The sequence below is a fragment of the Waltera acetigignens genome (assembly GCF_025567015.1).
Lineage (GTDB): Bacteria > Bacillota > Clostridia > Lachnospirales > Lachnospiraceae > Acetatifactor > Acetatifactor acetigignens.
Window position 1 is genome coordinate 112,815 of sequence record NZ_JAOQJO010000005.1, and the last position, 22,261, is coordinate 135,075.

Genomic DNA, 22,261 nt, shown 5'->3' on the forward strand with positions numbered 1-22,261 from the left:
CATTCCAAGCGCCGATAGCAACGCACCGATGATAATGCAGAAATCTGAGCAGTTGAATACGATCTTGCGGAACGCCTGCCATTTCACCGGGAAGCTCACATAATCCACCACATAACCTCTGCGAAGGCGGTCATAGGTATTGCTGAAGGCACCACCAAGCAACAGCGATAGTCCCAGTCGCAGCAAATTGTTGCCTCGATGTCCCAGACTCACGATAAAGACAACGGTCAATATCAGTGTAAACGCCAGTGAAACAACAGCCACCAGACGCCTTCTCTTCTGTCCGGCATTGAGCATCATGCCTTTGTTGTGATGCTTGCGGATCAGAAGTTTCCCCCTGCAGATCTCTCGTTCTTCCCGCTCGTCCACATGCGACTCTATATAATTTTTTAAGAAAAAATCTCCCCAGAAAATTCCTGCCAGTATCACAAGGCATACCACTGTCATATATTCCGCTCCTTTTTCACGCCGTCCGTATTTCCCCGTGCAATCCGCTCATTTGCGCTCTGCTTTCCGATTCTTTATCTTCAGAAACGCCAGAAGTGCCCCATACAATACTCCGGCCACAGGCCATACGACCCAGGTAATGTCCCAACGCATTGTCGGCAGGCTGATGGCCAGATAAAGCGCTGTCCAGACACACCAGTAAATTGCTGTCACATGCTCATACTTCCGGTTAACTGCCTTATTCTCCACAGTATAATCCCCCTCCTGAAGCAATTTCTGATAACCGCCCCAGATAATACCGGACCACACGAACAGCCATACAGCGATCGCCACTACAATGAGCAAAGCATCCGTAGCAAGGATTACCGCATAACCATTATTCCCGAAAAAAATAGATACTGCCAGCAACGGTACCACTCCCAGAATACACAATACAACACCCAGGGTTATGCAGATCCGGTAGGTTCCCGCAAATGTTTCTTTTGCTTTCTCCACGATTCCGGACACCCCATATTGCAATGTCAGCTTTTCTTTTTCCAGATATTCATATTTATTATACGGGATTCCGGTGAGAAGAAATACCGCTACCGCAACTACCACCATCAGTAACAGTACGATGAGACCGATTCCTCCTGCGACATTTTCTGTAACCGCTCCTCTTTTGGCACCTGCCATTCCCAACAACCACAACAATACAACAGGAGAGAGCACACATAAGGATACCGCCGGAGCAATCCGGGCAGCATATTTTTTCGTAGCTTCCAGAAACGTATTGGCTTCCTCCACCGTGATCACTTTGCCCTCTGTGATCTCCGGTGTCATTCCATCGGTGAATTCCGTCTCTTCCATTTCATCTTTTAATAGGTAATCCGTAGTAACTCCGAACAACTGGCTCATACTGACAATACGTTCCAGATCCGGGATTGAGGCTCCGCTCTCCCATTTGGATACAGACTGTCTGGAAATGTCCAGGCGTTCTGCCAGTTCCTCCTGGGACCACCCATATTTCTTACGCAACATTATTATTTTTTCTGACAGGATCATTTTCATTCTCTCCTTCTTTTATTAATGTTTTCTTGTGCACACATAGATCGTCGACATAGGAAAATCATAACAAAAGAGCCGGTTGACAACTACCAAGTGCCCTTGAAATTTTGTCAACCGGCAGTTGCGTTTCCGGATTTTTCTGAAATTTTCAGCAATATTACTGTACTTCACGGATCAGACAGTATTGCTTTAACGGGAAATTCTTCTCCATCACACCATATACCTTGAATCCAAATTTTTCATAAAATTCCACGTTTTTTGGATTATGAGTCTCCAGGGAGATCATCAGCTTGTGCTTCTGGGCATAGTCGATGGCTTCCTCCAGAAGCTCCGCTGCAATTCCGTGATGCTGCATGGTGGGATCCACTGCCAGATAAATGATGTGCAGCCGTTGGTTCTGATGCAGCTGATCCGTCCAGCTGGAATTCAGATAATCCTCACCCTTCATAAAATTCCGAAATGTCTTTAACGAAGGATCCTCCTTGATCAGATAGGAATCCGTCTGTAAAGCAGCCATGGCCTCTGTAAAATAGAACTGAAATACATTGTACGGCTCCGCTTCATCCGATACCACCAATACACTGTTCAGATCCGCGCTGTCTGCGAAGATCTCACAGGTCGCATAAAATTCATCCATGTCACATTTAAACAACTCCGGCATCAGATTTTTACGGACTTCCGGATCCGGAATCAGCGTCTCGTACAACGGATCGTGTGCAAAGCACTGATTCAGCATTTTCTCCACTTTCGGAAGGTCTTCCTTCTGCACACGATATAACTTATCACTTTCCATAATTGTATTTACTGTTATCTCCTTATTATGATGATGTCAGTCCCCGGCTTTGTTGTCTGTGGATCGTTCCGTGCTCTGCTCTCGCCATCCTTACAATTCGAATATCTCTGTCACAGATCTCTCCATTTGTTGCACGATATTCATCAGGCTGACCACAAGCTTGCTGCATGCATGCTCCAGGCTGGTAATTTCTTCCCGGTAGTCCATTTCCTTCATACCGGATCCTGTCAACATCTCCAGTTGTTTTTCTTTTTGGAGAAGCTGCTTGACCGTTCCATATAGATTTTCATGCTCCGGCAGCCTTCCGTAACCCCATTTCAGGCGATCCTTCGGCTGATGGAATACATAATCCGTAAAATGCCTATATACTTCTTCATCAAAATTAAAGGCATAGGCATTGTTGTCTACCTGATAAAGCTTACGAAGTGCGGAGGAAAGTCTCTGTTCCTTCAGATTTCTCACCGCTCCGCCCAGAAGTCTCAGATTTGCACTGCATATCTCATGAGGATACAACACATTTCCGTACCAGTCAATCCGCACAAAAGCGTCCTGCTCCTGTTGGAACCTTGCGAGCAGCTTCTGTTCCAGCGGTCTGATCTGCCGGAAAAGTTTCTCCGCCTCGTCGTATTTTCCATCTCTAAGCAACTGTTTGTAGTTACGGTTGTATTCCTCTACCGCTTCATATTCCTCCCGGCATCTTCTAAGTGCCCGGTCACTTAAAATCTCCAGTTCCTCAATTTTTTCAAGCAAAACCCGTTTTTTCTCTCCCAGCTGCCCCGCCACATCGGCGCGGTAGCAGATCTCCCGACACTGTTCCAAGCCCTTGCGAATCCGCTGCACCACCGGTGAAAACTGCAACGGTACCACTGCCGTTTCATCGAGCGCCAGGATCAGCAGAGCAAACAGCTCGTGATGCAGACGATATACCTGTTCATCATAAAACTCATCGTTGTCAAACTGGGAATGGTAGTGGGTCTCCATAAAGCTTCCGCCGGTGAAATCATTTACCATGGACGGTACACCTGCGATCGCCATGGAAAAATCATCCGACCAGGTCTCGATCGGAGATGTCACTGCTGTCTCTTCCGGATAGGCTATCGTCAGATTCGGCAGATCCGCAAGATATTCCTCCAGAAAGCTGACGTATTCATAGCAGCTGCGGATCCTCGCTCTGGTACCATGCGCTAACGCAGGAAGCTCAAAGTTCAGATCTGCGATCACCTTGCCCACCCATTCGGGATGTGCGGTGAATATCTGCTCATAAGCTCCCGTAGACCAGTCGAAATTGGAATCCACCACGCCCCATTCCTCGGATGCCATGGCACAGATCACAATGGTATTGTTCGGTTGAAAACCACTGTCCCGCAACGCCTTTGCAATACCAAACATCAAGGCGACCGCTGTATTGTCATCCTGGAATCCGTCAAAATAGGAATCATAGTGTGCAGACAAAAGCACCATGCGGTCCGGATGTTTCCCGGGAATCTTACCCACAATATTATAAGTCGTGCAGTTCCTGGTCACCCTGGATTCCGCATCAAAGGTGACCGTTATTTCCTCCTGATCACGCAGCAGCTCCAACAGGCCTGCCGCATCTTTTCTGGAAATGGAAAAAGCGGGAGCATCCTCCGGTCCGGCGATATCCTGTGCATTCAGAGCTTCATCGTCGATTTCACCGTAGCCGCCGCTCTGCACTGCGATCAGGGCTGCAGCTCCTTTCAGATGTGCCTGGTATACCGGATAATTGATCCACCACTCATCCCTCTGGTTAATCTCCACCAGTACCAGTTTATCCCTGACATCTTTTCCCTGATAGTCCGTCTCCGTTCCTTTTCCCAGATACATCATGGAAAATTCCTTGGGACCATCGGTGACAAAGGTTGTCTGATAGGCTCCCAATTCTGCTGACACGGTCTCCCCGGCCGCATTCGTGTAGCTCAACGCTGCCTTATGAAATTCCCAGCCGTCTACCGTCACAGCATCCTTTGTAACCTCAGACAGTCCGATTTTTTCCATTTCTGTCTTCAGCATCTCTCCGGTCTCAAATTCTGCCTTAGAACCCGCCGGGCGATACCCCAGTGTCGGATGTGACCGGTATTGTTCCATTCGTTTTGCCAGTTCATACGAATACGGTATATCCAGATTCTGTAACACCTTTTTCTGTAAAGTCACCCCGTTGTCATGCATATTCTGTCACTCCTGTTTCTATCCTGTCCGTTCTGTCACAGGAACCGTTACTTATTTTTTTACCATAGAATTCATATTTTCAGTAATTTTCTGCAGAATCTCTCTGTTTCTCTCTTCCGCTTCCAGTGTCTCACTGGCATGGGCAGACACTTCTTCCGTAGTCGCTGAGATTGTCTGAATGGAATCCACGATCTCCTGGTTGGCTGTTTTCAGAGCTTCTACTGTCTGAAGCATCTCACCCAGATTATCCACGATCGTATAGCTGCTGTCTTCAATTGCCGTGAAACTGTCCGCCGCGCGCATCGTTCCTTCCCTTTGGCTGCCGATACCGTCTATCATCTGACGGATGACCGTCACCACTTCTCCAATCGCTCCGGATACATTTTGGATCAACTCCGCGATGTTGCCGGTAGCATCCTTTGTCTGGGTGGCCATTCCCGAAATCTCCGTCGCCACTACGGAGAAACCGCGGCCGGCTTCACCGGCTCTGGCTGCTTCTATGCTGGCATTCAGCGCCAGAAGACTGGTCTGATTAGCTATTTTGCTGATGATTTCCACGATGGAATGCATCTCCTGCATATAATGATCCAGCGTTTCCAGCTTCTGTGCCGCCAGTTCACTGTTTCTTGCAGAATCCTCTGCCTGCTCCTTCAGACCTGTCATCTCTTCTTTTCCGGCATCCAGCATTTCTATCGTATGTTCCATATTGCTTCCGATCGTCTCTGCCACTTCACCCACAGTATTTACTTTTTCCTGAATAGCCTCCGTCTGGGACGTCTGCTGCTGAATCGCCGCTGCAGACTCCCCGGAACCTGCAGACACCTCCTCCATGGCTGTTTTGGTACTGTCAAAAGCAGTTTCCAGTTTATTCAATTCCGCTGTGATATCAGCTACTGAAGTCTCCATCCGGCTGCTCATTTCCATGACCTCACGTAAGGTTGCTTCCGCGCGGTCCTGCGCAGCTGTAATGCTCTCTATATTTTCATCGGTGTTCTTCTGGTTGGATATGGTAGCATAGATGGATGTAATGCACAGCAGAATCATTACCGAAATCTGTATAAATCCTGCGTCCTGCCCCAGATAGCCAAATCCCCCTTGTGTGGCTCCCAGGAGCACCACCAGGATATTCTCTACCACCGTCCCCACATTAATAAGTGCAAATGCCTTGACATCATGATAAGGCATGACTGCAAACATCATGGGAATTACAAATGCATACACCATATTGCACTGTGCCGTAAAAAGCAGCACCGTATAAAACAACGCAAATCCGATCAGTGACAGATGTTTTATAGCTTTGGTCGCATGATCCCTCTTCCAGCAAATAAATTCTGCAAGAACCGGTATGATCCCAAGAAGCATCAGCACTGCCAATACCGGAACCGACACTGTGTGTTCAACAAATCCGATCACGCTAATGAAAAGCATACATGCATTGATCACACCATGTGCTATCATGGCTACCCGGTTACTTCGTTCCAACTCTTTCATTTGCATTCTCCTTCTCTCCCGTATGATATTATGCCAGGCTCAAAAAGTCTAAGCCCATATGAGCTTGCTTATAAGTGGGTGAAAGACCTTAAATTCATAACGTAATTCCTCACATCCCTTATATTGTAATTCATGATGGTATCCCCGTCAATAAAGCACACGAAAATGCAGTCCGGTTTTCTATGAAAAACGGACTGCATTTTCTGTCATTTATATGTTATCTCCCTGCCGGACAGCTTCCAGCACCCTCTTTATACCTTGAAAACATCCAGTACCTTTTCCAGCTTATCCGCTAATGCCAACAGGTTCTCAGAAGAATTCATCAGTTCTGTCATGGTATCACTCATGCCATGAGCCGCCTGCATGGTACTGTCTGCGGATGCTGCATTCTGTTCGGAGATTGCCGACAATCCTTCCACTACATCACGGATCGCGCTTCCGGACTGTCCTAAGACATCCATCTTCTCCCGGATACCGCCGATATGCTGCAGGGAATTCTCCACACCATCCGCTACTGCCGCAGTCTTCACACCGGTCTCCTCTAACTTGCTCTGCTGGTGATTCATGTTGGCTTCCACTTCACCCATGATCTCCACCATTCTGCCGGAAGACTCCATGATATTTTGGATGATCTGCTCGATCTCGGTTGCGGAGCGCTTAGACTGGTCAGCCAGCTTGCTGATCTGCTCTGCTACCACTGCAAAACCTCTTCCCGCTTCTCCGGCTCTGGCTGCTTCAATGCTGGCATTCAGTGACAGCAGATCTGTCTCGTCCGCAATATCCTGAATCATGGATACTGCCTTGGTGATATTCTGAATTGCTCCGTTCATATCCGTAATCTGTTCCGCTACCCGCAGGACAGATTCCTTGGTGCTCTCGTTGGAGCCGTTCAGTTCCTTCATGATCTCTTCGGAGGCTTTCTCTGCTTCTGCCATCCTGCCGGCATAATCCGTCAGAGATTTTACTTCCTCAGATATATATTCGATCTGCTCGCCGATACGCACTACATTTTCATTAGCATCCGTTGTCTCATTGGCCTGATTCCTTGCGCCGTCTGATATCTCGCCGACAGCATGGTATACATCATTCACAGATTCCTGGGTATCCTGTGCCATCTTGATCAGTTTGTTGGAAGATGCTGTCAGATCATCCGCGGAATCCTTGATCTCTGTTACGATCGAACGGAGAGTTTTTTGCAGTTTTACAGAAATACGATATACATCTCCAAGTTCATCCTTTTTACGGCACTGCTTTTCATCCGGTTCTGCATCCAGTTCTCCGTTCACGATCCTGCCTAGGAAATGCTTCGTCTTCTTCATGGTCTTCACCATGCTACGGGATAATACGCTTACCAGCGTTGCCGCCACAAGAACACATGCCACAGCAATCAGAATAATATCCTTCACCTGCATCGAGATTGTATCCTTGACATTCTGCATCGGCGTCGCCACTTCGATGGCACCGATCACAGAGCCATCAGAATTGATCAATGGCTGATAATATACATAATAATCTACCTCGGAAATGTTGCAGTCCGTCAGGAACAAAGCCTCCCCAGTCTGAATCTGTGCATAGACATCGTCTTCCAGCGCCGTACCGTTAATACGTCCTCCTTCCGGCTTGGTCAATGTCGTGATCAGACGCATATTTCCATACAGAAAAGACACCTGGAAGCCTGTCTTCTCCTGCAATCCATCGATCAACTGTGTCTCCCCGGAAATGGATGTGCCGCCCTTGCGCACCTTGCCTCCCTTATCTCTGGTGTAATCGCCTTCATACAGATTCGTGTAGGTTTCATCCACACTGACACCAACGATCTGCAGAGACTGCTCAATCTGTTTCTCAATTCCGGTCTCTAATGCTTTGGCCCCCACCGTAGCCACCAGTGCACATACAATGATCATCGGCAGAAGGCTCAACGCCAGTATCTTTTTGGAAATTGTGAAAAATGGCTTTTTGTTCCCTTTTACTTTCGTTTTCTTATTCTCTGTCTTCTTCATGCTTACCACATCTGCCTTTCTGTAAAAGACTTTATCACATTCGATCCATCTCGAAAACGTTTAAGTATTTTCTCAGTGAATTCATTGTAACATTTTCCATATAGTAATACAATTCGACAAAATTACAAGTATTTTATTGTTAAATTTGGTCATTTTTCCTTAACGTTAAGTGAAAATATCTCTTTTTGTTTACGAAACAGTTAAGTTTTCTGCTTCCAGACCGGCATACGCAGTATCTTTATCAATAGCGGAATGATCATGATAAACCACACAATAGGCTCCGCCGCGATGACACCCGGGTATCCGAACATGGGAACCAGCGTCGCCGCGATCACAATTTTCCCTATCATTTCCAGTGAGCTGGAGATCAGCGGTACAATACGTTCTCCCAACCCCTGCATGGCATTTCTCACAATACAGATTACCGCCGTCACATAATAGAACAAAGTATCTACCTTGAGATATAACGTTGCATTGTAGACCACTTCCGGGTTTTCACTGCCCGTGACCAGCCATACCAGCCAGTCACCGATGGTATAAGCAGTCACAATATTAAGCGTACACCAGATGCAGGTATAACCGGTTGCCAACAGGATTCCTCTGCGGATCCGTTCGATTTTGCCGGCTCCCAGATTTTGTCCGCAATAGGTCGCCATGGTCTGACCGAAGACGCTGAACATGATCATGAAGATCTCGGAGATCTTGCGGGCTGCCGTATGGGCAATGATAATATTCTGTCCCAGCTTATTGATGGAGGTCTGCAATGTCAATGTACCGATATTGACCAGTGAGCTCATGAACCCCATGGAAAGGCCGGAGCTTAACATATTGCGGAGCATTCCGGCATCCTGCAGCTTCAGATCATTCACACGTATCCGCAGAATTTCATACTTTTTCCACAGATAGATCGCACACACCACCACAGCGATCAGCTGCGACAGCACAGTAGCAACTGCAGCGCCCAGCACTCCCATATGCAGCACCACGATCAGAAGCAGATCTCCTCCGATATTCAGCACCACCGACACCGCCAGCACGATCAGCGGGGTCACGGTATCTCCGATTGCTCTTAGGGTCGCCGCTAATACATCATATAGTAATGTAACAACAAGTCCCGCTATGATCACGGATACATACTGTGTTGCTGTGTTCAGCAGATTTTTCGGCACATTCAGGAATCTGAGGATCGGCTGCAAAAATACAAGCCCTCCTATCGTCAGTACCACAGCTGCCAATAGGCCAAGCACCAGAGAATTGCCCAAGGATCTGCGCAATCTGTCCATATCCTTCGCTCCGAAGCACTGTGCCGAAATAATAGCAAAGCCATTGCACATTCCCATCAGGAATTGTACGATCAGATTGCTCAGCGTCGTCGTGGCCCCCACTGCCGCCAGGGCATTATCTCCCAGAAAAGTACCTACGATGCGGGTATCTGCCAGACTGTAAGTAAGTTGCAATAAATTGGCCAAAAAAATAGGAAGGGCAAACGTCAGTATCAAAACTGACGGTCTGCCCTTTGTAAGATCTTTCATATAGTTCCTCACTTCTACACTTCCGGGAAAAATATAGATTTTCCCGCGTGATAGGGCTACAGAACTTTTTTAAAACTTTTTCTTGGCATTGTCAAGGTATTTCTTGGTCTCAGCCACCACAACACCATTTAATGCCAACAGTGCGATCAGATTCGGGATCGCCATCAGACCGTTGAAGATATCTGCGATGGTCCATACTGCCTTAACAGTCATGTAGGGTCCGATGAATACGCAGGCAATGTAGATCCAACGGTATACTTTGATTGCCTTCGGCTTCTGACCGATCAGGTATTCCAGGCATCTCTCGCTGTAGTAATCCCAACCGAGGATCGTGGTAAATGCAAAGAATACCAGGCATACCATCAGGATAAAGGATGCAATAAAGCTGTTAAAAGGCAGCCCCTGCTGGAAAGCTCTGGTGGTAACATCCACGCCGTCCAGACCTACGTTCCAGGAATCGGTAATTACGATCGTAAGACCGGTCATGGTACAAATGATCAGAGTATCAATGATGGTACCCATCATTGAGATCAGACCCTGTTTGGCAGGAGAGTCGTTCTGCGCTGCAGCCGCTGCGATCGGTGCACTACCGATACCGGCTTCGTTGGAGAAAATACCTCTCGCAATACCCTTCTGCATTGCCATGATAACCGCTCCCAAAGCACCGCCGGCTACGGCACGCATACCAAACGCACTCTGTACAATGGTTACGATAGCTGCCGGAATGGCCGTTACATTAAAGATCAATACTAACAGACAGGCTACTACATAAGTCACTGCCATAAAAGGAACGATGACCTGTGCCACGGTGGAGATACGCTTTAATCCACCGATAACTACCAGTGCCACGCAGATGGTCAAAAGGATTCCGGAGATCACCACGCTCCAGGAATAGTCCATGCCGAAGAGCTGTACGGTATGTGCATTATTTGCATCGAAGAAATTATGTACTGCACTGGTGATACCGTTGATCTGGGTAAAGGTTCCGATACCGAACAATCCTACGCATACACCCATAAAAGCGAAGATCTTCGCCAGCCATTTCCAGCTCTTGCCCATACCGTTCTCGATATAGTAGAAGGGTCCACCGATGATGTGTCCGTCCTCTGCTACCACACGATACTTCACCGCCAGCAGACACTCGGAATACTTCGTAGCCGTACCTACCAGCGCAGCGATCCACATCCAGAACAAAGCTCCGGGGCCGCCTGCTACAATAGCCGTTGCCACGCCAACGATATTACCGGTTCCGATGGTAGCGGACAATGCCGTACACAGTGCCGCAAAGCTGGATACTTCGCCGTCTTCGCCCGACTTTTCATTGGCAATTAAGTGTTTGATTGCATGGGGAAGCTTCGTGATCTGCAAAAAATGAAGTCTGGCTGTAAGAAAAAGACCGGTCGCCAGAATGAGGACGATCAGGGGGATGCCCCAGACGAAATCATCCACTGTGGTCAGAAAGTTACTAATCATGTCTAACATATTCCCTCTCCTTCCGTCACCTCTTGTGACGTCCTATCGTAGATTGATTTCTTCCGAAGAGAATGGGAATAAGCATATAGATGCTCTGTCCTTTTGCCTGAGAGATTGGCAGCTTTACTGCCGTACACCTTCGGCGCCTTCTATACGGAAATATGATAATTGCTTTCCGTGGAAGGACTCTCCAGAGTAAATCTTTACCGCGCTAAAGCGGCAACAAAATCACAATAGCATACTTTTTCACCCATTGCAACTTTTTTTTATCTTTAGTCATTGATCTGACCAACACAGGCATTGACTTTTATGGTACCTAATTACTATAATATAATTCATATGAATACTAACACGAACAATCACAAAACTTCATATTCCATTATACGTGGACTGTTTTTCCTGATCATGTGTTCTGTGATTTTTACGGTACTGTACTACAGTCTGCCCAGGCAGAACCGTGAGCCGGCAATATCGGATTATATTGACTTTTCAGAAGGCTGGACCACCTCCGATGGAAGCCCCGTTGATTTTTCCCATATCAGCGGCACCTGCACAGTGACCAAGAAGCTTCCTGCGCTGACTCACGACATGGCACTTTTCTTTTTTTATAAAAGTTCCAATGTCACGATCCTGATAGACGACCGGCAGATCTATGAGGCCATACGACCGGAGGGAGTTTTCTTCGGCAAGACGCCGGGAGCCTCTTATGTCTCTCTGCCCATCTACCGGGAAGATTCCGGGCGCACGCTCACCCTGGTGATCGATAATCCTTACGGAGACGGCAGTGGCAAGATCAATCATATGTACCTGGGACGTAGTGAAGATATCCTGATAAGCCGCATCCGCGACAAGGCACCCGGATTCGGCATCAGCTTCCTGATCGCCCATCTTGGTCTGGCATTTATCCTGTTTTATCTGCCATTACACAAGAAGCACATCATCGGCAGTGAGATGCTTTATCTGGGATTATTTGCTCTGAATACCGGTATCTTTATGTTGGCAGATAACCGTATGCTGCAGCTGATCCTGCGTAACAGCCATATTTATCATACAATTGCGGAACTTTTTATGATGCTGATCACCATTCCACTGTTTCTGTACCTTGGCAAAATGTATACAGAGTACTCCCCTGTGATGGTACAGACAGTATGCCTGATCAGTGTCATGGATTTCAGTATACGTTTCTGCCTGAATCTGACCGGTCTCAAGGACTTCCATGAAAGTCTTCGTCTGACCCATATTACTTTTGGCATTCTGATCGCACTTGTTATCTATGCCATCGGCAAGGGGTTTTATCAGAATCAAAGACAGCATCTGAAGCACAATCTATATCATAACCTTGGAATTCTGTGTCTGTGCTTTGGCGTTCTACTGGATATCCTGCTGCTATGGTTCGGCAGTGCTCCCGAGACCAGCTTCTTCACACGGATCGGTGTGCTTATGTTCCTGATCATGGAAGCAGTCCAGGTTACCCTGCGCCTCATGACCAACTATCAGGAAGGTGTTCGCATGCAGCTGCTCAGCCGCCTGGCTTATCGCGACGGTCTGACCGACCTGCTGAACCGTACTTCCTATATGGAAGAATTGAAAAGACTGGACGCATCCCATAATTTTCATGTGTTGCTGGCACTGTACGATGTGAATAGCCTCAAATATGTGAACGACACCTACGGTCACCAAAGCGGTGATGAAATGATCCGCCGGGTAGCGGATACTCTGTCGGCACATCTTGGTTCCTTAGGAAAATGTTACCGGATCGGCGGAGATGAGTTCGTATTCCTGTCGACCGTATCCGATTCCGAAAAAGAATTTCTCAAGCTGCAAAGAGATTTCGAAGCGTCTCTGGGAACTCTGAAGCTTCCTGACGGTTCCGAGCATCCCATTACTGTAGCCATGGGATATTCCGTACTGACCCATACTATGCCTCGTTCCATGGACGATATGGTCCGGGAGGCCGATGCCAAAATGTATGAGGCGAAACGACGAATGAAAACAGAAAATTGATCATAGGATTTGCAGCGTTTTTGCTGACAATCTTATGAATAGCGTGGCTCATTGCAGAGAACTGCCAACAAATGTGGAGTGCCCTTTGCGAAACATTTATGAATTGGGGACATGGCTCGTAACGTAGGGTTGCCATAGCCCCCACGCAGAAAAGGACTGCCCCCCGGACTCGGATGCTAGCTACAACTGTGGATTTTCTAAAGGAAAGTGGTCAAGTGTTTCTCATCATGATGGGGCCGCCTTTACGCTGCCATCCATGTCGCTTACCGGCTAACCACTTTCTAAGAAAATCTCACAGTCTCCGCCGCATCTACGCCCGGGGGAACAGTCCTTTTCTGCTGGAAACCTTCCGCCTCAGCGTGGACACAGGTGATAGGAACAAGCTTCTCTGTATCCTTAAACCAAGGTATGGGGCGTTACGCACAATATTTGATAATTAAGCCCCGCTATCGTAAGACTGCCGGGGCTTAATTGACTAAATTTGATGATTACGCCCCGCGTATCGAATAAGACAGCGATTTGTGCGCAAGCGCCCATCGCTGTCCTCACTATGCCTATGCGCGGCTCATTGCCCGCGTAACTCTCAATTAACTACGCTTGGCAGCATGTTCCAAATAGAGAAAAAAAGCCACATTCAGAACAATGCCCACTGCAGTAGAGATGGGGGCTGCGAGGCCGATATTGGTGAGACTTGCGTCCGGTTGGATACTCATATAGTAAGCGAAAGGAAGTCGGACGAGAAGTGTCTGGATCAGTCCCTGAAGCATGACCCACACGGTCTTGCCATTACCGTTAAAATATCCCATCATGCTGAACAGCACAGCAGTCAATAGTGTCTCCGGTGCGAAACCTTTCAGATACTCATATCCTCTCTGCACCACTGCCGCATCCGCGGAGAAGATACCTGCCAGCAGATCCCCCCGGAAGAACACCAGTGAAAAGGCAAAGCATCCCACCAAAAGTCCGATGCCGATACCGGTGAACATGGTCTTCTTCGCCCGCTTCTGTTCTCCGGCACCTACATTCTGTGACACGAAAGAAGAAGTGGACTGCATCAGTGCACCGGGGATCAGCATGGCAAAGTTAACGATTTTGCATGCCACGCCGTAGCCAGAGGAAGCTTCCAGTCCCAGGCGGTTGACAAAGGCACACAGTGCCAGGAAAGAGCCTTGCGTCAGACACTCCTGCAAAGCTAACGGCAGACCAATCTGCAGGAATTTACCGCACTGGGGATTCCAACGGAAATCGTATCCGGTAATGGTAAAGGGCAGCCCCTTTTTCACAAGGCGTACAATTGCAAACACTACGCTCAATGCCTGTGCAAAAACAGTAGCCAGCGCTGCTCCCATGGCATCCATGCCCAGTCCTGCCACCAGCACCAGATCACCCACGACATTGACAATGCATGCCACGAAGACAAAAAGCAGCGGTGAATTGCTGTCGCCAAGTCCTCGAAAGATCGCGGACAATACATTATATGCCACGATAAAAAAGATTCCCGCACCGCAGATCCGGATGTAGGCTGCGGTCAGCCCTACAGCCTCTTCCGGCGCCTGCATAAGAACTGCAATAGGCCGGGCAAAACCAACCATGACCACGAACAACACCAGTGAAATCACTGCAAATACAACGGTTCCGCCGCCGATGATACTGCCGATCTGCTCCTCCTTCTTCTCTCCCAGATACCGTGCGATCAGCACGGTGATACCCATGGCCAGCTGAGTCACCACAAAGGTCACCAGATTCAGCACCTGACTGCCGGTGGATACACCGGAAAGTCCGGAGGTGGAGCCGAAACGTCCCACTACCAGCAGATCCACTGCACCGTAGGCCGCCTGTAAGATCAGTGCTCCCAAAATAGGAACCATGAAGCGAAGTAATTTTTTCAAAATACTTCCCTGTGTAAAATCCATCATGTCATTTTCTTTATTTTTCAAAATACTCTCTCCTCTCGCACATCACCTGATAAAAAGTCTCTATGGCGTGTATCATAGCTTCCGCATCTACTTCGGAAATGCTCTCCAGATACGGTGCCAGACCGGCAAAATAATTCTCATTATATTTTTCCGACAGTTTTCGTCCCTCTTCTGTCAGAGAAATATAGGTGATCCTGCCGTCTTCCGCCGCATTGGCTTTCCGCAGATACCCCTTTTCTTCCATTTCTTTTACTGTCCGTGTCACGCCGGGACGGGGGATATTCAGATAGTCACTGATATCTGAAATCTTCACAGCAACCCCCTGCCTCTCCATGATCTGGATCACATCCAGGAAATGAATATAAGAAGGTGTCACGCCTGAGGGCAGCGCCGGAAGCATCTCCCGGATCCGTTTTGCCTGATAACAGGCATCCAACATTCGTTTTATGGTCTGAACCGTCATTCTTTTTCCTCTCTGATATCTTTTTTCTATTCTTTAATTGTCTTTATAGTTACCACTGGTAATTATCTTTGGTAATTATATGGAGCCAATTTCAATTTGTCAATGAGATATTTTCATAAACACAAAAAAAGCAGACTCTTTTGGAGAATCTGCTGTTTTCCTTTCTCTTCATTCAGATCATGAAGTTTCCACCTGGATGATTGTTTACGCATCCGATCTGGCATAGGCATTTTTCATCTGTCCGCTAAGTTCGTACAGTACCTTGTCCAGCGTGTCAGCTGCTGCCTCCCGCAGCATTTGGGCCGTCTTTTCGTTGGCTTCTTCCTGCAATTTCTTACATTTGTCCTCTTCGTTCTCCTGCGCCAGCAATGCATCGTAGCGATTCAGGATCACATGGCTCTTCGCCGCCACATTTTCCTGATAGCGCTCAATGTGGAACACGGATTTGTTGTAAGAAGCATCTGCCATGGCTGCGATCATACGGCTCATCCAGTAGAAGTTCTCCGTGGATACTTTTCCGGTGGTCGCTGACAGGTACTCAGGTGTCCTATCGATGCCGGTATAAAAAGGTGCCAGTACATTAAAGGCATTAGAGGCCAGCGCCAGCCACTGAACCGGCTCTCCCTCCGGACGCATCTGGATCAGGGTCATGACGTCATTGCGGTTGATGCCGATGGAACGATAGGCTCCACACATAGTTTTATCCCCATACGAAGCATAAGGATCATAGGGTGTTCCCTGATAATGGGAAGACAGCACGTATTTTACGTCCTCCACCGTGATCTTCTTCTCAGGCACCATGCACCAGGGCAGATCATCGGAAAACGGTGTGTACTCTGCATTCGGGCCATCCCAGACCTTTGTACGGGGATTCAGGGTCCGCAGCATATACCAGGCTCTTGCGGTATTGTATACATGGTCGGAATCGTCATGGCTTCCAAAGGCATCTCTGGCGGAAAAACTGCCGTCCTGTGACAGATCCAGGTGGTTCTTTTCAATAAATTCTTTCAGATCCGCGGAACACATATGCTCCTTTTGCTCCGTCAGCGCATCTTCCAGATCAAAGGCATCGATTCCGAACTGGTTCGGCATCACCACATAAGCGTCGTCCGGCACTCTCCGGGCGATCCAGTGATGGCCGCCGATGGTCTCCAGCCACCAGATCTCGTTTTTATCGGAAAAAGCAATACCGTTCATCTCGTAGGTACCGTATTTCTCCAACAGGCTTCCCAGACGTGTGACACCCTCTCTGGCACTGTGAATGTAAGGAAGCACCAGAGACACAATGTCCTCCTCGCCGATGCCGCCGGATATCTCTTCCACACCATCCTTCGCCGGAACATATTCCACCAGTGGATCCGCTCCCAGAACTCTGGCATTGGAAGTGATGGTCTCTGTGGCCGTCATGCCCACACCTGCCGCATTGACACCGTGCGCTGCCCAGATACCCTCTCCGTCCAGTGCATTGGGGACTGCGGTATAACGCATGGGATCCTCCGGCAGATCGATCTCCACATGGGAAAGCACGGATTTGTATTTTTTCGGCTGTTCTTCCGGATGCACCACAACGAATTTCTTCGGTGTGAACTGCCCCGAAGGAGAATCGTCATTCCGGGCGATCATGGTGGAACCGTCATAAGATGCCTTTTTTCCTACTAATATGGTTGTACATGGCATAATCATTACCTCCTGATACTGTGTTTCAAAATTTTCTTCTCCGGCACCGGAAATCTGTGTTCCAGTCCTGGCACTTATGCCAGCTTCTGTCCGTTAATGACTACATTTTGAATTGTCTCCGGCCTGCCCTGTAAAGGCTCGATCTTTGTGAACTGTCTGCAGCCGGTGACTTCAATATTCTCCATCTGCAGATTTCTGAAATACGGGATGTCGTCCTCATTTTCCATGGCAATGGTCTCTTCCCGGTTCAGGGAATTGAGCACATAGGACATGGTCAGGATTACTGCCTCGCCCTTGATCTCGCTCATATGGATATTGCGGAGAGTGATATTTTCCACCACGCCGCCGCGGCCCAGCGCACTCTTCATGCGGACACCCACATCGGTTCCCACGAAAGTACAGTTCTCCACCAGAATATCCTTTACTCCGCGGGACATCTCACTGCCGATGACGAAGCCGCCATGGCCTTCGTTCACCAGACAGTCATGGATGTAAACATTGCTGCAGGGCCCCTGAATCTTGCGGGCAATGGCATTTTTGCCGGACTTCATGCAGATGGCATCATCTCCGGTCTCAAAAACACTGTGATGAATATGCACATTAGTGCAGGACTCCACATCAATGCCGTCACCGTTCTGGGCATAATAAGGATTGCGGACCTGTATATGCTCCACCGTAAGGTTCTCGCAGAAATAGGGGTGGATATTCCATGCCGGAGAGTTCATGAACGTTACGCCTTGCAGAAGCACATTTTTGCAATGGCGCAGACTGATCATCACCGGGCGGTAAAAATCGTAATAGGGTGCCGCGGCAGCCAGTGCTTCCTCGGTGTTTCCCTGAATGTTGTGGTGATTTCCTTTTAAAATCGACTCTGTGGGCATCCAGATCGCTGTTTCTTTCGTCTCTAACACATAAGGACTGATGGTAAACAACGCATCCCACTGCTTTTCCGTCATCTTAAACTTCTTGATCGGACGCCATTTATCACCGCTGCCGTCAATGATGCCTTCTCCGGTAATGGCGATATTTTCTGCATTTTCCGCGGTAACGGGAGATACGGTGCGAATGCAGTCCTGACCTTCATAGCTGGTGATCCGCAGCGGATAGTCCTCTTTGGACTTGATGAATTTTAACATAGCCTGACTGTCCAGATGAAGATTGACACCGCTTAACAGCCGGAGCGGAGCCACCGCCCAGATGCCTGCGGGAACTCTTACCGTACCGCCCCCCTGCTCCGACACTTCGCAGATCGCGCGGTTAATGGCCTCCGCATTGTGTCTGCCGGTCTCGATCTGCAAATCGCCGCTCTTCGCGCCGTATTCTGCTATGGACACCTCCCGGTCCGGGAACTGGGGAATTTCTACTTTATAATTCTGATTATACATGGTTATTGTTTTCTCCTTTGAATATTTTCATGGATACTTTGACATTTTCTATGTTTCTGATTCTAGCGTGTTCCGTTTCGGACTTCCACCCGGTTTTTGCGTTTTTCCGAAGGGTTCTACTGCTTATTTGTGCCCTTCCGCGCAGATCCAGTCCTCGCCGTCTTTTAAGTGAATCCGTACCTCTTCAAATCCTGCATTTTCCAGCAGTTCCCGGAATTCTTCCGGTGTGGGATTAAACAGATGGAATCTTTGAATGTTTTCCCGTACCTGTTCCGGCAGATTCTCCTTCTGGTAAATGTCGGCCACCAGTAAAAAGGTTCCCTGCTCCTTCAATACCCGGTAGACTTCTTTCAGATTCTCCGCGGGATCCGGCCAGAAATAAAAGCTTTCCACCGTAATGATCTTGTCAAAAGCATTGTCCGCAAAGGGCAGTTTTTCCACTGAGGCTTCCACGAGATCCATTTTTCCCTGCTGCAGTGCTTCTGCATTGGTTTTCCCGGAAAGCTCCAGTGAAGTGGCGGAATAATCCACTCCGGTCAGATGTCCGTCACGCACCTCTTCACTCATGCGTTTCAAAGTTGCTCCTCCACCGCAGCCGATGTCCAGAATCCGGTCATTCTCCCGGATCTTCCAGTGTTCCAGCGCCCAGCCGGTCACTGCGTAGTGACTTTCGTTCATGCGGCACAGCATCTTCTCCCCATCCTCCCCGACCGGTTTCCCGGGGTTGCCGGAGATGGTGATCTCCTGCTGGGTGCGTTCGTTGGTGGTTAGGTTTATGGTATTATTTTCTGTTTTTTCAGTCATGATCTTTATTCCTTCTTCCAGCCGCTTTCTTTTTGGATCTTTGCGGTTTTCTTTGCAATTTTTACTATCTCTATTATAATAGTAACTGTTTATAATCATGTAAAGGGCAATCCCGTTATTGAGAATATCTCTGCATGAGGGATTTGGCAAAACACCCGATACAAAGTACAATCTGCGAAAGCATACGCCGAAAATGCAGTGGAACGCTTGCAGATTACAGAAAGGCATACATTTTTTATGAAATATTATCTTGCCCCCATGGAGGGACTGACCACTTATAATTTCCGCACTAACTGGAACCGCTGTTACGGCGGCATGGACAAATATTTTACCCCTTTTATCTCCAATCGGCACATGAACAGCAGAGAACGCAACGATGTGCTTCCGGAACATAATGTGGGCATGTACACCGTACCGCAGATCCTGACCAATAAGGCGGAGGAATTTCTGTCGCTGGCAGAGCAGCTGGCCGGATATGGCTACCACGAGGTCAATCTGAATCTGGGCTGTCCTTCCGGGACGGTGGTGGCAAGAAACCGTGGTGCCGGCTTCTTAGGCACGCCCCGGGAACTGGAGGATTTTCTGGACGAGATCTTCGAAAAATGTCCACTGGAAATCTCCATCAAGACCCGCATCGGCATGGACTACATGGATGAATGGGCTCCACTGCTTAAAATATATCAAAAATTCCCCATGAAGGAACTGATCATTCACCCCAGACTGCAAAAGGAAGGTTACAAGGGGACACCCCATCTGGAAGCTTTCGCAGAGGCGGTGGAAGCCCTGCAATGTCCGCTGTGCTATAACGGGGATATTACCTCTCCGGAGTCGCTAACGCAGATTCTTACGAAGCTTCCCCGTATCGATACGGTCATGATCGGCCGGGGAATTTTGCAGAATCCGGGATTATTGCAGGAATTGAAGGCTGCCTCCACGGAGAGTGTTGCGCTGCCGTCTTGTGAAGAGCGGCTGGCTGTCCTGAAGGAATTCCACACTTCCCTCCTGACCGGTTATCAGGAGATCATGTCCGGCGATACCAATACGCTCTATAAGATGAAGGATCTCTGGACTTTCTTAAGCCACAGCTTCGAATCTCCGGACAAATACGTAAAAAAGATCCGCAAAGCCACAGATGCCAGCGACTATAAGCTGGCCGTCAATGCGTTATTCCGGGAGTGCGCATTGAAGTCGGAGAATTCTTGATCCTGACATCATCCCATACCTTTATTCCCCGGTGTCGAACTGTTCTCCTTCGTTGGCGTCTTCCATGACGACCTCCGGCTCCGGGATACCTGCATTTTCCACATAGCTGAAATGAATGACCGCCTGTGGCCAGTTGAAGCTGATCCGGGCGGTCTTCTGCCGCTCCTCGCCTGCCTTGCGGATCAGTTCCAACAGTTCCTGCAAGACTTCTCTGGTCAGATAGCCTCCCCGCCACTGGAACGTCATGGCCCGGCCTTTTTTCGCCATCTGCTGTGCTCTTTTATATACTTCTTCCGTTTTCGTAAAGGAAAGTTTTTTCTCCTTGTAATAAAAATGATCGTTGTCCGGACAGCCGGGTGCCGGGGCGATCAACGGTTCATGATCCCGGAACACTGCTTTATCTCCCAGATTGAAATAGTCGTAGCGGATCTCTCCGGGTGCTTCCGCATTGCCCTGATGTTTTCCCAATGTATTGTCAAATGTGGCATCCAGATGATAATACTGCCCGCCGATCCGCACAATATTCCAGGTGTGACGGTACTTGATCCCTTTCTCCGGATTGTTTCCGCAGATAGCGATTACACACCACACACCCAGCGCATCGCAAAGCACCTTCACCGATTTGGCAATGCCCTCGCAGACACCCACGCCCTGTCCCAGCGGTCCGATAATCTCATGGGAATAGGGCTTTTTCAACTTATCGTAGGTGATATTTTCGCAGATAAAGTCGTGAATGTACTTCTCTTTTTCCCACTCTGTGAACTTTGCGGCAGGTCTTGCCAGCTTTTCCACCCGGGACTGCATGGCTTTCTGATGTTCTCTGATCTTATTTTTCTCAAACAGATACTCCGGCACGAAGATGATGTTGGGGGAGTCCTGATAATATCTATACCGATAACTCACCACCCAGAAGATCTCCGGATGATCCAGCCGCAGTCGGAAAAATACGTCATACAATTCTTCCGCCGGGATCCGCGGCAGCTGGATCTCGTCTGCCAGCGCCAGCACTCCCTGCTGCATGGCGTGATAGGCGGCCTGCTGGGGTTTGTTCATTTTCTGATAGTAATATGGTTCCATGGTAGTTTCCTATTCTATTGTTTTCATCTGTCTTATTTTTACATTTTAACAGAAGGTTTTTCTTTTGGGTGGATGTTTTTGATATTTTTTGATATTTTTTGAAACTTTTGCAGCAGATGCATAGTCTAATCATCAGAGACCTGTAAGAAATGGTTTTATTTAAGAGAGGAGTTTTACTTATGAAAAACAAAATGATCTGTGCACTTTTAACTACTGTGATGGTATTGTCTTTTGCTGCCTGTGGCAGTCAGGGAAATGGAGCAGCAACTTCGGCGGAAAGTACGGTGACTTCCGAAAGCGGTGCGGAGGCTTCTACTGCTGAAAGTTCTGCTGCTGAAGCTAGTGCTGAGACAACTACAGAAGCTTCTGCTGATGCGGCCAACGGTACTTCTTACGAGGATAACTTTGCAGTTCCCACAGAGGATGCTACCGCTTTCGCTAAAAAGATCCAGGATGCCGTAGCCGCTGAAGACCTGAATGCTCTCGCTGATCTGGTCAATTATCCGGTCTATGTTGCTCTGGGCGATGGCAGTGTGATCGAAACCAGGGAAGATCTGATTGCCTTAGGTGCAGACAAAATCTTCACCCCTGAGCTGAAAGACTCTATGGCTAATGCTGATCTGTCCGAATTAAGCCCCAGTATGGCAGGCTTCACCCTCTACAGCACCGGTGACGGCCCCAACATCACCTTCAATGTCCAGAACGGAGTACTCGGCATCAGCGGTATCAATTACTAATTTCCGCTTTGAACCATTAAGGGGA

General features: G+C 48.4%; 17 protein-coding genes and 1 riboswitch. Of the genes, 3 read left to right on the plus strand and 14 right to left on the minus strand.

The genetic code is table 11. The annotated features are described in order from the left end of the window. The 8 genes from OCV96_RS07000 to OCV96_RS07035 all read right to left on the minus strand — a co-directional run. Window positions 1-447: signal peptidase II (locus tag OCV96_RS07000; protein WP_262594009.1), on the minus strand; the 447-nt coding region annotated here is incomplete at its 3' end. Window positions 448-495: 48 nt separating this feature from the next. Continuing rightward, the gene (locus OCV96_RS07005; RefSeq protein WP_118669749.1) at window positions 496-1,497 is read right to left on the minus strand and encodes a helix-turn-helix domain-containing protein; all 1,002 of its coding nucleotides are present in this window, start codon (window positions 1,495-1,497) and stop codon (window positions 496-498) included. A gap of 154 nt (window positions 1,498-1,651) precedes the next feature. Next, window positions 1,652-2,287, minus strand: coding sequence for a GNAT family N-acetyltransferase (locus tag OCV96_RS07010; protein WP_119623995.1), 636 nt, complete (start codon window positions 2,285-2,287; stop codon window positions 1,652-1,654). A 90-nt stretch (window positions 2,288-2,377) separates the two neighbouring features. Then, window positions 2,378-4,474: a M28 family peptidase gene (locus OCV96_RS07015; RefSeq protein WP_262594010.1), complete on the minus strand. Its 2,097-nt coding sequence runs from the start codon at window positions 4,472-4,474 to the stop codon at window positions 2,378-2,380. A 51-nt stretch (window positions 4,475-4,525) separates the two neighbouring features. Further along, window positions 4,526-5,965: a methyl-accepting chemotaxis protein gene (locus OCV96_RS07020; RefSeq protein ID WP_262594011.1), complete on the minus strand. Its 1,440-nt coding sequence runs from the start codon at window positions 5,963-5,965 to the stop codon at window positions 4,526-4,528. 251 nt (window positions 5,966-6,216) lie between these two features. After that, window positions 6,217-7,965, minus strand: a complete 1,749-nt coding sequence (locus OCV96_RS07025) for a methyl-accepting chemotaxis protein (protein ID WP_227062219.1) — start codon at window positions 7,963-7,965, stop codon at window positions 6,217-6,219. Between the two features lie 200 nt (window positions 7,966-8,165). Continuing rightward, window positions 8,166-9,497, minus strand: coding sequence for an MATE family efflux transporter (locus OCV96_RS07030; protein WP_262594012.1), 1,332 nt, complete (start codon window positions 9,495-9,497; stop codon window positions 8,166-8,168). 69 nt (window positions 9,498-9,566) lie between these two features. After that, the gene (locus OCV96_RS07035; protein ID WP_227733976.1) at window positions 9,567-10,979 is read right to left on the minus strand and encodes an alanine/glycine:cation symporter family protein; all 1,413 of its coding nucleotides are present in this window, start codon (window positions 10,977-10,979) and stop codon (window positions 9,567-9,569) included. Between the two features lie 75 nt (window positions 10,980-11,054). Next, window positions 11,055-11,174: riboswitch (glycine riboswitch) on the minus strand. Between the two features lie 135 nt (window positions 11,175-11,309). Here OCV96_RS07035 and OCV96_RS07040 point away from each other — a divergent pair. Beyond that, on the plus strand, window positions 11,310-12,974 hold the full coding sequence (locus tag OCV96_RS07040) for a GGDEF domain-containing protein (RefSeq protein WP_262594013.1): 1,665 nt from the start codon (window positions 11,310-11,312) through the stop codon (window positions 12,972-12,974). A gap of 587 nt (window positions 12,975-13,561) precedes the next feature. Here OCV96_RS07040 and OCV96_RS07045 read toward each other — a convergent pair. The 5 genes from OCV96_RS07045 to OCV96_RS07065 all read right to left on the minus strand — a co-directional run bounded on the left by OCV96_RS07045 (window position 13,562) and on the right by OCV96_RS07065 (window position 19,219). Further along, complete coding sequence (locus tag OCV96_RS07045) at window positions 13,562-14,890, minus strand: MATE family efflux transporter (protein ID WP_262594055.1); 1,329 nt, start codon at window positions 14,888-14,890, stop codon at window positions 13,562-13,564. 10 nt (window positions 14,891-14,900) lie between these two features. After that, window positions 14,901-15,353, minus strand: a complete 453-nt coding sequence (locus OCV96_RS07050) for a MarR family winged helix-turn-helix transcriptional regulator (RefSeq protein WP_262594014.1) — start codon at window positions 15,351-15,353, stop codon at window positions 14,901-14,903. Between the two features lie 204 nt (window positions 15,354-15,557). Continuing rightward, a complete protein-coding gene (locus OCV96_RS07055; RefSeq protein ID WP_262594015.1) occupies window positions 15,558-17,030 on the minus strand; it encodes a C69 family dipeptidase in 1,473 nt (490 codons plus the stop codon). A gap of 74 nt (window positions 17,031-17,104) precedes the next feature. Further along, window positions 17,105-18,415, minus strand: a complete 1,311-nt coding sequence (locus OCV96_RS07060) for a glycoside hydrolase family 28 protein (protein ID WP_119624002.1) — start codon at window positions 18,413-18,415, stop codon at window positions 17,105-17,107. A gap of 123 nt (window positions 18,416-18,538) precedes the next feature. Beyond that, window positions 18,539-19,219 carry a class I SAM-dependent methyltransferase gene (locus tag OCV96_RS07065; RefSeq protein ID WP_262594017.1) on the minus strand — a complete coding sequence of 227 codons (681 nt, stop codon included), beginning with the start codon at window positions 19,217-19,219 and terminating at the stop codon, window positions 18,539-18,541. 237 nt (window positions 19,220-19,456) lie between these two features. Between OCV96_RS07065 and OCV96_RS07070 the strand changes: the two genes are divergently transcribed. Next, entirely contained in the window at window positions 19,457-20,422 is a 966-nt protein-coding gene (locus OCV96_RS07070; protein WP_262594019.1) for a tRNA dihydrouridine synthase, read from the plus strand. A gap of 21 nt (window positions 20,423-20,443) precedes the next feature. Here the strand turns inward: OCV96_RS07070 and OCV96_RS07075 are convergent, their stop codons facing one another. Beyond that, a complete protein-coding gene (locus tag OCV96_RS07075) occupies window positions 20,444-21,499 on the minus strand; it encodes a transglutaminase domain-containing protein (protein WP_117466532.1) in 1,056 nt (351 codons plus the stop codon). Window positions 21,500-21,678: 179 nt separating this feature from the next. On the opposite strand from OCV96_RS07075, the gene OCV96_RS07080 reads away from it, so the two are divergent. Further along, complete coding sequence (locus tag OCV96_RS07080; protein ID WP_262594022.1) at window positions 21,679-22,236, plus strand: hypothetical protein; 558 nt, start codon at window positions 21,679-21,681, stop codon at window positions 22,234-22,236. The last annotated feature ends 25 nt before the right edge of the window (window positions 22,237-22,261 follow it).

Excerpts from the sequence above, each read along its gene's own strand:
- OCV96_RS07005 (WP_118669749.1), bottom strand. The coding sequence starts at position 1,497 with ATGAAAATGATCCTGTCAGAAAAAATAATAATGTTGCGTAAGAAATAT.
- OCV96_RS07010 (WP_119623995.1), bottom strand. The coding sequence starts at position 2,287 with ATGGAAAGTGATAAGTTATATCGTGTGCAGAAGGAAGACCTTCCGAAA.
- OCV96_RS07015 (WP_262594010.1), bottom strand. The coding sequence starts at position 4,474 with ATGCATGACAACGGGGTGACTTTACAGAAAAAGGTGTTACAGAATCTG.
- OCV96_RS07020 (WP_262594011.1), bottom strand. The coding sequence starts at position 5,965 with ATGAAAGAGTTGGAACGAAGTAACCGGGTAGCCATGATAGCACATGGT.
- OCV96_RS07025 (WP_227062219.1), bottom strand. The coding sequence starts at position 7,965 with ATGAAGAAGACAGAGAATAAGAAAACGAAAGTAAAAGGGAACAAAAAG.
- OCV96_RS07030 (WP_262594012.1), bottom strand. The coding sequence starts at position 9,497 with ATGAAAGATCTTACAAAGGGCAGACCGTCAGTTTTGATACTGACGTTT.
- OCV96_RS07035 (WP_227733976.1), bottom strand. The coding sequence starts at position 10,979 with ATGTTAGACATGATTAGTAACTTTCTGACCACAGTGGATGATTTCGTC.
- OCV96_RS07040 (WP_262594013.1), top strand. The coding sequence starts at position 11,310 with ATGAATACTAACACGAACAATCACAAAACTTCATATTCCATTATACGT.
- OCV96_RS07045 (WP_262594055.1), bottom strand. The coding sequence starts at position 14,890 with ATGATGGATTTTACACAGGGAAGTATTTTGAAAAAATTACTTCGCTTC.
- OCV96_RS07050 (WP_262594014.1), bottom strand. The coding sequence starts at position 15,353 with ATGACGGTTCAGACCATAAAACGAATGTTGGATGCCTGTTATCAGGCA.
- OCV96_RS07055 (WP_262594015.1), bottom strand. The coding sequence starts at position 17,030 with ATGCCATGTACAACCATATTAGTAGGAAAAAAGGCATCTTATGACGGT.
- OCV96_RS07060 (WP_119624002.1), bottom strand. The coding sequence starts at position 18,415 with ATGTATAATCAGAATTATAAAGTAGAAATTCCCCAGTTCCCGGACCGG.
- OCV96_RS07065 (WP_262594017.1), bottom strand. The coding sequence starts at position 19,219 with ATGACTGAAAAAACAGAAAATAATACCATAAACCTAACCACCAACGAA.
- OCV96_RS07070 (WP_262594019.1), top strand. The coding sequence starts at position 19,457 with ATGAAATATTATCTTGCCCCCATGGAGGGACTGACCACTTATAATTTC.
- OCV96_RS07075 (WP_117466532.1), bottom strand. The coding sequence starts at position 21,499 with ATGGAACCATATTACTATCAGAAAATGAACAAACCCCAGCAGGCCGCC.
- OCV96_RS07080 (WP_262594022.1), top strand. The coding sequence starts at position 21,679 with ATGAAAAACAAAATGATCTGTGCACTTTTAACTACTGTGATGGTATTG.